The organism is Burkholderia sp. Ax-1724 (assembly GCF_011752995.1).
Lineage (GTDB): Bacteria > Pseudomonadota > Gammaproteobacteria > Burkholderiales > Burkholderiaceae > Paraburkholderia.
The window spans coordinates 37,163-48,783 of the sequence record NZ_VWWL01000038.1 but is presented as its reverse complement, the minus strand read 5'-3'; the positions used below and the strand labels follow the sequence as shown (position 1 = coordinate 48,783).

8 protein-coding genes and 1 tRNA gene are annotated in these 11,621 nt (G+C 64.3%); 5 read left to right on the top strand and 4 right to left on the bottom strand.

Features of this window, described 5'->3' with window-relative positions:
* Positions 1–662: 662 nt before the first annotated feature.
* From F3J19_RS30805 to F3J19_RS30795, 3 genes are all read right to left on the bottom strand, one after another.
* A complete protein-coding gene (locus F3J19_RS30805) occupies positions 663–1,118 on the bottom strand; it encodes an Arm DNA-binding domain-containing protein (protein ID WP_167050025.1) in 456 nt (151 codons plus the stop codon).
* Positions 1,119–1,275: 157 nt separating this feature from the next.
* A tRNA-Arg gene (locus tag F3J19_RS30800) sits at positions 1,276–1,350 on the bottom strand.
* A gap of 238 nt (positions 1,351–1,588) precedes the next feature.
* Complete coding sequence (locus F3J19_RS30795) at positions 1,589–1,780, bottom strand: rubredoxin (RefSeq protein WP_167050023.1); 192 nt, start codon at positions 1,778–1,780, stop codon at positions 1,589–1,591.
* A gap of 295 nt (positions 1,781–2,075) precedes the next feature.
* Between F3J19_RS30795 and F3J19_RS30790 the strand changes: the two genes are divergently transcribed.
* The 5 genes from F3J19_RS30790 (at position 2,076) to F3J19_RS30770 (ending at position 10,338) form a co-directional block, all read left to right on the top strand.
* The gene (locus F3J19_RS30790; protein ID WP_167050021.1) at positions 2,076–2,477 is read left to right on the top strand and encodes a DUF4399 domain-containing protein; all 402 of its coding nucleotides are present in this window, start codon (positions 2,076–2,078) and stop codon (positions 2,475–2,477) included.
* A 315-nt stretch (positions 2,478–2,792) separates the two neighbouring features.
* Complete coding sequence (locus F3J19_RS30785; protein ID WP_167050019.1) at positions 2,793–4,727, top strand: ATP-binding cassette domain-containing protein; 1,935 nt, start codon at positions 2,793–2,795, stop codon at positions 4,725–4,727.
* A 398-nt stretch (positions 4,728–5,125) separates the two neighbouring features.
* Positions 5,126–7,111 (top strand): DNA topoisomerase IV subunit B, encoded by a 1,986-nt coding sequence (locus F3J19_RS30780; RefSeq protein WP_167050016.1) that lies wholly within the window; start codon positions 5,126–5,128, stop codon positions 7,109–7,111.
* A gap of 70 nt (positions 7,112–7,181) precedes the next feature.
* Entirely contained in the window at positions 7,182–9,506 is a 2,325-nt protein-coding gene (parC, locus tag F3J19_RS30775; protein ID WP_167050014.1) for a DNA topoisomerase IV subunit A, read from the top strand.
* A gap of 373 nt (positions 9,507–9,879) precedes the next feature.
* Positions 9,880–10,338, top strand: coding sequence for a CopD family protein (locus tag F3J19_RS30770; RefSeq protein WP_167050012.1), 459 nt, complete (start codon positions 9,880–9,882; stop codon positions 10,336–10,338).
* Positions 10,339–10,403: 65 nt separating this feature from the next.
* Here F3J19_RS30770 and F3J19_RS30765 read toward each other — a convergent pair whose 3' ends face one another.
* Positions 10,404–11,615: a chromate transporter gene (locus F3J19_RS30765; protein WP_167050010.1), complete on the bottom strand. Its 1,212-nt coding sequence runs from the start codon at positions 11,613–11,615 to the stop codon at positions 10,404–10,406.
* Positions 11,616–11,621: the final 6 nt, after the last annotated feature.

Genomic DNA, 11,621 nt, shown 5'->3' with positions numbered 1-11,621 from the left:
TGGGGACGCGCCGCTCATGATTGGAAGTCGGCCATGAACCAGTTCGCGATTCTTTATGAGGATCGATTCGTTCGACCATCCGTGTGAATTTCAACCCGCCTTGAACACGGAAATTCTGACACTCCCCAGTGCAAGGCGTACGGTTTTTTCTCCGGGAAACCTTGGGGGACGCACACGCTCTATCAGGTTTCCGTGAGCGAAAGCTTCTTCGGGCAGTTTCCCGAGTGGCGCGTATACCTCAAGCCGTAGCGGGCGAGAGGTCAAGTCGTTCAAAGAGGGCCTTTAGCGCTAGCCAGGACATTGCTCAATGTCCATGGCCGCCGCCGTGACCTCCGCCGCCATGTCCACCGCCATGGCCGCCGCGACCGCCTTCCCAGCGCCCGTGGCCGTGATTCCAGTCTCTATGACGGTAGTCGCCACGGTGGTAACCACCTCCACCGCCTACCCATACGTTGACGCCACCATAGCCGTAGCCGGGCGCATAGCCAGGACCGTAAGCGTATCCAGGGTCGTTGTATCCATATCCCGCAGGGTATGCGGCGCAACCCGAGAGTGCAGCCAACAACCCCACTACCAACGCGATTCTAATCATGATGTGCTCCTTTCTTCCTTGTAAGAAAGGGCACTCACGGCCTTAGTTCGCGAGGAATTGTGACCGCTGATTACGGTTGCTTACGAGTCGTCCTGTCGGCGATTCCGGTGCTCGGCGGGAAGCGCCGGCTAAATACGATAATTGATGACCTCCGAATCACGATTCTCGCAATCACTATCGGTTTTTTGCAGTGGCTCGCTTCTTCATACGTTGCGGTGGTTTCGGATTCCAGTGCCCGCGCACGCTTCACTTCCTTCTTCTGCTCCGACGGATTAGTGCCCGCGGTCAATAGTTGCCGAGCGACTAGGCATGCCTTTCTGGCGTCTGCGAGACTTACCTCAGGATAAACGCCGAACGAGGCCAGTTTTTCCTTGTCGTCAAACCGGTACTTCATCCGCCAGTAGCGCGAGCCGTTTGGCATCACCTGAAGGTAGAGCCCCTTGCCATCGGCCAAGCGGTAGGGCTGTTCAGCTGGCTTGGCCTTGCGGATTTGAAGCTCGGTCAGCGGGGCAATCTGCTTGGGCATGGTTTTGGGGGTATCGATTTTGGGGGTATTCGGAGATATCCCCAAACAATCTGGCTTGTATTGGGAATACCTTGGTCAATGATGGCAGCAAAAAGCCCCGCAGCGCAAAGCACACGGGGCTTTTCTGGGCAATCTTGGGAGACGCTGGGAAGCTATCTGGTCCCCCTGACAGGAATCGAACCTGTATCTAGCGCTTAGGAGGCACTTGTTCTATCCATTGAACTACAGGGAGAGAGGACCGAAGCGGATATAGCTGATATCCGCGAGGACATGAAGTCCAAATTCGCCAGCGAGGGCAGAGTATATCAAACCCGCTCCGGCAAAAGGAGCGCCTGCCCACGACCCCGCAAAAACAAACAGCCCGGCAGACATCGTCTGCCGGGCCGCATGGCCTTTCTCCGGGCCAACCGCGCGGCGCTTATTCACACGCCCAAGCGTGCCGCGCCGCCGTGCAATTCAACCCGCCTGCCTCAAAACTCCACCACTGCGAACTCTGCCTTGCCGACATCGCACAGCGGGCAGCGCCAGTCTTCGGCGATATCGGCGAAGCGCGTGCCGGGCGCGATGCCTTCCTCGGGCAGGCCTTCTTCTTCGTTGTAAATCCAGCCGCAAATCAGGCAGACCCAGCTCTTGTATTCAGTCACTTCGATTACTTCACTCACGACGTACTCTCTCTTTCAATGCAATGGCCGGCTTGGTCCGCCCCTTTTTGGGGCGGCGCGGCGACCCGCAATATTACCGGAATTCGTCACCCCGGCCTCGAACGGCCCGGGCTACGCCTCGTGCAACGCGCCTTCGCTATCATGGACGGGCCTCGTCATACGCAGCGTGTATGCTTGATCCGCAGCTATTTCATTCGACAGGCGCGCCGCGTGCTTCGCACGCATTGCGGCGATTCGCCTCAGGCGAGCGTGGCGTCACCACGTGCGCGATTGTCCTTTCTGAAAGGAGAAAACGATGTTTAAAAACAGTTGGTTGGCAGGTATCGCAGCGGTAGGGCTGCTGGCCGTTTCGGGTGTGGCGCAGGCCGCGAGCGTCTACTTCGTGCAGCCGGCCGATGGCGCGACGGTGAGCAATCCGGTGCATGTCGTGTTCGGTCTCGACGGCATGAAGATCGCGCCGGCCGGCACGATGACGGAAGGCACGGGGCACCACCATCTGCTGATCGACGGCAAGCCGCTGCCGAAGGGCGAGGTTATCCCCGCGACCGACAAGTCGCTGCACTTCGGCAAGGGACAGACCGAAACCGATCTGACGCTGCCGTCGGGCGACCATACGCTGACGCTGCAATTCGGCGACGGCATGCATCGCTCGTATGGTCCCGAGATGAGCAAGACGATCACGGTTCACGTGAAATAAGCACGTCGAGCAAGCACGTGAAATAAGCCGCCGTTCCGGCAAGCAGGGCAGGCGCGCACGCTGCCTGCCCGCGCCGTTTGTGTGGCGCGTGCTCGTGCCTCGTCCATGCGTTGCATGGCGCGTCGCTCGTACGAGTTCGCCCGCGCTTTCCTCACGTTTCCCCACGCTTCCCTCGCGTGTCCCCCCGGACACATCCCGGCGACCGGCTCCGCGCCCGGCACACCCGGCACACCCGGCACACCCGGCACACCCGGCACACCCGGCACACCCGGTACAATGAGCGGCTTCGGCTCATCGCTGTCTTTTCCCATTCCCATGTCGCTTTACACCATCACCGGAGCCCAACTGGCGTTCGGTCACGTCGCGCTGCTCGATCACGCGGATTTCTCGCTCGAAGCGGGCGAGCGCGTCGGACTGATCGGGCGCAACGGCGCGGGCAAGTCGTCGCTGCTGAAGATCGTCGCCGATCTCGCCAAACCCGACGACGGCCTCATCACGCGTCAACAGCATCTGAGCACGGTCTATGTGCCGCAGGAGCCCGAGTTCGACGTCGACGACACCGTGTTCGACGCGGTCGCCGCCGGTCTCACCGAGGCGCGCGCGCTGCTCGACGAATACGACGCGGTCGCGCATCAGCTGGCCGACACGCCCGAGGGCGCGGAACACGACGCGCTGCTCGCGCGCATGAATACGCTGCAATCGTCGCTCGACGCGACGGACGCCTGGAGCTGGGGCACGCGCGTCGCCACCACGCTGCAGCAGATCGGCCTGAACGGCGAGGCGCGCGTCGGCTCGCTGTCGGGCGGCATGCAGAAGCGCGTCGCGCTGGCGCGCGCGCTCGTCGTGCAGCCCGACGTGCTGCTGCTCGACGAACCGACCAACCATCTCGACTTCGACGGCATCCGCTGGCTCGAAGAACTGCTGGTGTCGCTGCGCGCGGGGCTGCTGTTCATCACGCACGATCGCGCGTTTCTCGACCGCGTCGCGACGCGCATCGTCGAACTCGATCGCGGGCGGCTCCTGTCGTATCCGGGCAATTTCTCGGCGTACCAGACGCGCAAGGCGCAGCAGCTCGAAGTCGAGCGCATCGAGAACGAGAAGTTCGACAAGCTGCTCGCGCAGGAAGAAGTGTGGATTCGCAAGGGCGTCGAGGCGCGCCGCACGCGCAGCGTCGGCCGTATCGCACGGCTCGTGCAGATGCGCAACGAACGCGCCGAGCGCCGTAACGTGCAGGGCAACGTCAAGCTCGACGTCGGTCAGGGCGAGAAGTCCGGCAAGATCGTCGCGGAACTGACGGACGTGACGAAGCGCTACGGCACGCGCACGGTGATCGACCGCTTTACCGCCACGGTCATGCGCGGCGACAAGATCGGCTTCGTCGGTCCGAACGGCGCGGGCAAGACCACGCTGCTCAAGACGATCCTCGGCGAACTCGCGCCGGACGAAGGCAAGGTGCGCACCGGCACGAATCTGCAGGTCGCGTATTTCGACCAGATGCGCGCGCAGCTCGACCTCGAAAAGAGTCTCGCGGACACCATCAGCCCCGGCAGCGAGTGGGTCGAAATCAACGGCCAGAAGAAGCACGTGATGAGCTATCTCGGCGACTTCCTGTTCGCGCCGGAGCGCGCGCGTTCGCCGGTCAAGTCGCTGTCGGGCGGCGAGCGCAACCGGCTGCTGCTCGCGCGTCTGTTCGCGCGGCCGGCCAACGTGCTGGTGCTCGACGAGCCGACCAACGACCTCGACATTCCCACGCTTGAACTGCTCGAAGAACTGCTGATCGACTACGACGGCACGGTGCTGCTCGTGAGCCACGACCGTGCATTCCTCGACAACGTCGTGACCTCGGTGATCGCCTCGGAAGGCGAGGGCAAGTGGCGCGAATACGTCGGCGGCTTTACGGACTGGCAGACCCAGCGCGATCGCTCGGAGCAGCTTGTGCTCGACGCGCAGAAGGACGCGGGCAAGGAAGCGCCGAAGGACACCGCGGCGAAGGACAGCGCCGCGGGCCGCAATGCGCAGCGCACCGTGAAGCTGTCGTTCAAGGAGCAGCGCGAACTCGAAGCGCTGCCGCAAATGATCGCCGACCTCGAAACCGAGCAGAAAGCGATCGGCGCGCAACTCGAAGACGGCTCGGTGTTCGCGAGGGATGCGCGCGAAGGCGCGCGTCTGACCGAGCGTTATGCCGAGATCGACGAAGAGCTGCTGGTTGCGCTCGAACGCTGGGACGAGCTGGAAAACCGGCGCAAGTAATCGGTTCGGCGCAGGGCGGCGGGCGTGCCTGCACCCGCCGCCCCGCGCCATGCAGCGCTTTTCCGCACCTCGTGCGCGTCGCCGCGCGCATGTCTCCGTGCCCTGGCGGGCCTTGTCCGGACGGCCAATTCCGCGCGCCGTCAATTGCCGACGTTATCGAAATCAGTACAATACCCCGCGAACAGGCTGCCCCGGCAGGCGCGCCGGCCGGGTTGCGCGAGACCGCGCGAGCGGGTGCGCCAGCGGCAAGCCGCGCGACAAAACAGCTTGCCCGCAGCGCGGGCACCTCGCCTAACCCCGTTGTTTCGTTTCGCTTTTTTTGAAAACTCAACGTATTGTCCACGGACCTGTCCACAGGACCTGTGGACAACGATGAACCGAGACGCACCGAGTCAATCATGTCCACGAAAAAGCCAAACGCCGCGTATAGCGAAGCGTCGATCAAGGTGTTGAAGGGTCTGGAGCCGGTCAAGCAACGACCCGGCATGTACACCCGCACCGAGAATCCGCTGCACATCATTCAGGAAGTCATCGACAACGCCTCGGACGAAGCCCTCGGCGGCTACGGCCGGCAAATCACGGTCACCCTGCATGCGGACCATTCGGTCTCGGTCGAGGACGACGGCCGCGGCATTCCATTCGGCATGCATCCCGAAGAGGGCGTGCCGGTCGTCGAAATCGTGTTTACGCGCCTGCACGCGGGCGGCAAGTTCGACAAGGCCGCCGGCGGAGCCTACACGTTCTCGGGCGGCCTGCACGGCGTCGGCGTGTCGGTCACGAACGCGCTGTCCACGCGGCTCGACGTCACCGTGTGGCGCGACGGCAAGGTCGCCGAACTGAGCTTCGCCAACGGCGACGTTGCGAAGCCGCTCGTCACGCGCGCCGCGGCGAAGGGCGACAAGAGGTCGGGCACGCGCGTGACCGCATGGGCCAATCCGAAATACTTCGACTCGCCGAACCTGCCGCTCGGCGAATTGCAGCGCCTGTTGCGCTCGAAAGCAGTGCTGCTGCCGGGCGTCGAAGTCACACTCATTAACGAAAAAACCGGCGAACAGCAAAGCTGGAAATACGACGACGGCCTGCGCGGCTATCTGCTCGAAGGCATGAACGGCAGCGATCTGCTGATTCCGCTGTTCGAGGGCGAGCGCTACGCGGAAAGCTCGCGTTCGAGCGAAGAGACGTTCGCCGAAGGCGAGGGCGCGGCATGGGTCGTTGCATGGAGCGAGGAAGGCCCGCTCATGCGCGAGTCGTACGTGAACCTGATTCCGACGCCCGCGGGCGGCACGCACGAGTCGGGTTTGCGCGACGGTCTTTACCAGGCGGTCAAGAGCTTCGTCGAATTGCATAACCTGCAGCCGAAGGGCGTGAAGCTGCTCGCCGAAGACGTGTTCGCGCGCGTGTCGTTCGTGCTGTCGGCGAAGGTGCTGGACCCGCAGTTCCAGGGGCAGATCAAGGAGCGCCTGAACAGCCGCGACGCGGTCAAGCTCGTGTCGTCGTTCGCGCGGCCCGCGCTCGAACTGTGGCTCAACCAGCACGTCGAGCACGGCAAGAAGCTCGCGGACCTCGTCATCAAGCAGGCGCAGGCGCGCACGCGCGCGGGGCAAAAGGTCGAGAAGCGCAAGAGTTCGGGCGTGGCCGTTCTGCCAGGCAAGCTGACCGATTGCGAATCGACGGAAATCGCGCGCAACGAATTGTTCCTCGTCGAGGGCGACTCGGCCGGCGGTTCCGCGAAGATGGGGCGCGACAAGGAGTACCAGGCGATCCTGCCGCTGCGCGGCAAGGTGCTGAACACGTGGGAGACCGAGCGCGATCGCCTGTTCGCCAACAACGAGGTGCACGATATTTCGGTGGCGATCGGCGTCGATCCGCATAACCCGGACGACAAGGTCGATCTGTCGAACCTGCGCTACGGCAAGATCTGCATTCTGTCGGACGCGGACGTCGACGGTTCGCATATCCAGGTGCTGCTGCTTACGCTGTTCTTCAAGCATTTCCCGCAACTGATCGAGCGCGGCCACGTGTGCGTAGCGCGTCCGCCGCTGTTCCGCGTCGACGCACCCGCGCGCGGCAAGAAGCCCGCGCAGAAGCTCTATGCGCTCGACGAAGGCGAGCTCGAAGCGATTCTCGACAAGCTGCGCAAGGACGGCGTGCGCGAGAGCCAGTGGTCGATCAGCCGCTTCAAGGGTCTCGGCGAAATGAGCGCCGAGCAGCTGTGGGACACGACCATGAATCCCGACACGCGCCGCCTGCAACCGGTCGCGCTCGGCGAACTCGACTACGACGCGACCGTCGCGCGCATGACGATGCTGATGGGCAAGGGCGAAGCGGCGTCGCGCCGCAGTTGGCTCGAAGAGAAGGGCAACGAAGTGGAAGCGGACATCTGAGCGCCGCGTTGCAGCTTCAGCGCCACCGCCGCATACGACACTTCAAGCCAAACACGGATACGGAATCTAGATGGACGACGATAACACTCTCGACCTTTTCAACGAGCCGCCGCCTCCGGAGGGCGACTTTCTGACGCTCGGCAACTACGCGGAACGCGCCTACCTCGAATATGCGGTCAGCGTGGTCAAGGGCCGCGCGCTGCCGGACGTTTGCGACGGCCAGAAGCCGGTGCAGCGCCGCATCCTGTTCGCGATGAACGAGATGGGCCTCGGCGACAACGCGAAGCCGGTCAAATCGGCGCGCGTGGTCGGCGACGTGCTCGGTAAATATCACCCGCACGGCGACCAGTCCGCGTACGACGCACTCGTGCGTCTCGCGCAGGACTTTTCGATGCGCTATCCGCTGATCGACGGCCAGGGCAACTTCGGCTCGCGCGACGGCGACGGCGCGGCGGCGATGCGCTACACCGAAGCGCGCCTCACGCCGATCGCGAAGCTGCTGCTCAGCGAAATCGACCAAGGCACGGTCGACTTCATGCCGAACTACGACGGCTCGTTCGACGAGCCGAGGGTGCTGCCGGCGCGTCTGCCGTTCGTGCTGCTGAACGGCGCATCGGGCATCGCGGTTGGTCTCGCAACCGAAATCCCCTCGCACAACCTGCGTGAGGTCGCGGGCGCGGCGGTCGCGCTGATCCGCAATCCGAAGCTCTCGCATGCGGAGTTGATGCAGCACGTGCCGGGCCCGGACTTTCCGGGCGGCGGCCAGATCATTTCGAGCGAGGCGGAAATCGCCGCTGCTTATGAGACCGGCCGCGGCAGCCTGAAGGTGCGGGCGCGCTGGAAGATCGAAGACCTCGCGCGCGGCCAGTGGCAACTCGTCATCACCGAACTGCCGCCGAACACGGCCGCGCAGAAGGTGCTCGAAGAGATCGAAGAACAGACCAACCCGAAGATCAAGCTCGGCAAGAAGGCGCTCACGCCCGAGCAGTTGCAGACCAAACAGACGCTGCTCGCGCTCGTCGACGCGGTGCGCGACGAATCGGGCAAGGATGCGCCGGTGCGTCTCGTGTTCGAGCCGAAGTCGAGCCGCATCGACCAGACCGAGTTCGTCAACACGCTGCTCGCGCATACGAGCCTCGAATCGAACGCGCCGCTCAACATGGTGATGGTCGGCGGCGACGGCCGGCCGCGTCAGAAGGGCTTGAGCGAAATCCTGCACGAGTGGATCGCGTTCCGCTTCGCGACGGTCACGCGCCGCACGCAGCATCGTCTGTCGAAGGTCGACGACCGGATTCATATTCTCGAAGGCCGGATGATCGTCTTCCTGAATATCGACGAAGTGATCCGCATCATCCGCGAATCGGACGAGCCGAAGAGCGCATTGATGGCCGCGTTCGGGCTCACGGACCGCCAGGCCGAAGATATCCTCGAAATCCGGCTGCGTCAGTTGGCGCGGCTCGAGAAGATCAAGATCGAGAAGGAACTGGCCGAGTTGCGCGACGAGAAAGCGAAGCTCGAAGAACTGCTCGGCAGCGAATCGGCGATGAAGCGTCAACTCATCAAGGAAATCGAAGCCGACGCGAAGCAGTACGGCGACGAGCGCCGCACGCTGATCCAGCAGGAAAAGCGCGCGACCTTCGAAGCGCGCGTGGTCGACGAGCCAGTCACGGTCGTGGTGTCGCAGAAGGGCTGGGTGCGCGCGCTGAAGGGCCACGGGCTCGACGCGGCGGGCTTCAGCTTCAAGGCCGGCGACGGCCTCTATGCGGCGTTCCAGTGCCGCACGCCCGACACCTTGATCGCGTGGGGCAGCAACGGCCGCGTCTATTCGGTCGCGGTCGCGCAACTGCCGGGCGGGCGCGGCGACGGTGTGCCGGTCACGTCGCTGATCGAACTCGAATCGGGCAGCCATCTGATGCACTACTACGCGGCGTCGGCGGATCAGGCGCTGCTGCTCGCGTCGAGCAACGGCTTCGGCTTTATCGCGAAGGTCGGCGACATGGTGAGCCGCGTGAAGGCCGGCAAGGCGTTCATGACGATCGACGCGGGCGCCGCGCCGCTCGCGCCGATGCCGATGCTGCCCTATGCGGTGCAGGTCGCGTGTCTGTCTTCGGGGGGACGTCTGCTCGTGTTCGGTCTCGACGAGATGAAGACGCTCTCGGGCGGCGGGCGTGGCGTCACGCTGATGGCGCTCGACGACAACGAGGCGCTCGTGCAGGCGCTCGCGATCGACAAGGCCGGTCTGGTGCTGATCGGCACGCGTCGCGGCGGCCGCGTCGACGAAGAGAAGCTGGCCGGCGCCGAGCTTGCGGCGCACGTCGGCAAGCGCGCGCGCAAGGGCCGCGCGCCCGGGAGCAAGATGAAGCTCGACGGCATGCGTCCGGTGTTGCCGGCCTGACTCACGAAGCCGATGAGGGCGCCACTGAAAGAGCCGCCAAGCCCGTTTAACAAACTTTGACATGAGAAACCGGTGCGCGCCTGCTAGCATGCGGGGCGCTCGCGGGTTATCGCAAAAAAGTTCGTGCGGGACGTGGCAGCAGACTGTCGCAAGCGAACGCACAGCGATGGTGTCGCGGCGGCCCGCCGGCGCCGCGACAGAAATGAAGCAATGCAACGTAGCAATACGGCGAAGCAATATAACGAAGCAATACGGCACAATTATTCGCAGGCCCCCGGAACTGCCCGCATCACGCATGGTCGAACGCGCTCAGTGGCGGCTGAGCAAGATCAAGTGTCCTAAACGGTATGGCGTCGTGGGAGAGGAAAACTAAATGAACAAGGCTATCGAGGCGGCGCTCTTTCTGCATCTGCTCGGCGTGGCGGTGTGGGTTGGCGGCATGGTGTTCGCGCATTTCTGCCTGCGTCCGGCGCTCGGCGATCTCTCGCCCCAATTGCGTTTGCCGCTATGGGAATCGGTGTTCGGCCGCTTCTTCAACTGGGTCGGCGTCTCGGTGCTGGTGATTCTGATCAGCGGTGGCTTCCTGCTGATGCAATTCGGCGGCGGTCATGCCACCTGGCCTTTGCATGCGATGGCCGGCCTCGGCATCGTCATGATGCTGATCTTCGGGCATATCCGCTTCGCGGTGTTTCCGCGCATCCGCCGTGCCGTGCAGGCGCAGAAGTGGCCCGACGGCGCGCGGGCGGTCGGCACGGTCCGGCGTCTCGTGCTGATCAATATCGTGCTCGGCGTGGTGACGATCGGCGTCGCGGTGCTGTCGCGCGGGTTCTGAGCTTCATGTGAGCCCGGGCGGCTCCATCGCTCCAAACAGACAATGGCGAAGGCGCGCCAAGCCGTCTACCCGCTCGGCGCGCCGAACGCGAGCCACAGTCCGCACATGACCGCCACGGTCCCATACACGGCATACACCGGTACCTTGAGCTTCGCGAAGCAGGTCGCGGAGAACAGCGCGGTCAGCAGATAGATCGGCTTCAACGGCACATGCGCGGCGATGCGCAGCACCGCCATCGCGAGAAACGCGGTTGTGACCGCGCGCAAAATCTTCATGCCATGCTCGAAGCGCGGGTTCGTCTTCAACTGATGCAGATGCCGCTGCGCCAGCACGACGAGGCAGCCCGACGGCAGGAACAGCGCGAGCGTCGCGATCAGCGCGCCGGGCCAGCCGCCGATGAGATAACCGAGGAACGGCACCACGTTCAATAGCGGCCCGGGCGACAACGGCGACAGAGAGAACGCCAGCGTGAAATCGTTATCCGATACGCCGATCGCGGGCGTCACGAACAGGATCTTCAACACCGGTAACGCGGAGAAGCCGCCGCCGAACAGCGTCATGCCCGCGCCCGCGAGGCGCGGCCACAGCAGCGCGAGTTCGTAGCGATGCGGCACGGGCAGCGCGAACAGCACGAGCAGCAGACTGAGCGCGGCGAGCAGCCGGTAGTCGCCGCGTGCGAGCGACACCGCGAGCCGCGTGTCGCGCTCGCGGCTCGCGAACCAGCCGGTGCCGAACGCCGCGCCGAGCATCACGACGTAGGCCGCCGCATTGTGCGCATAGAAGAGCGCGACACAGCCGAGCACCGCCGCGCTCCATTCGAGCTTGCCGCGCACGAGCGCGCGCGTCTGCTTGTACCAGGTTACCGCGATCAGCGTCGCGAGCACGACGCTGAAGTGCTGCAACAGCGTTTGCGAGGCGATCGCGTGGATGAGCGGGGTGCGGTAGAAGATCGCGAACAGCGTCATCAGCGTGAAGAAGGGCAGCACGCTAGCGATGCCCGCGACCCAGGCGCCGGCGCGTCCGCGCAGCGCGTGGCCGAGTTGCACGGCGACGTTGCAGCCGACCGGCCCGGGCACCATCCACGCGAGCGCGATCAGGTCCGCGAAGGCGACGCGCGAGAGCCGCCCCTCGCGTTCGACGTAGTGATGTTCGAGCTGCGCCATCAGCGCGAGGCCGCCCCACGAGAGCGCCGACAGGCCGAACACGACCCGGAACAGCGTCCCTAGCGGCTCCGGCTGCCGGCGTCCGGCGGCATCTTCGTTCGTGACGGTCTGCATGGCGCC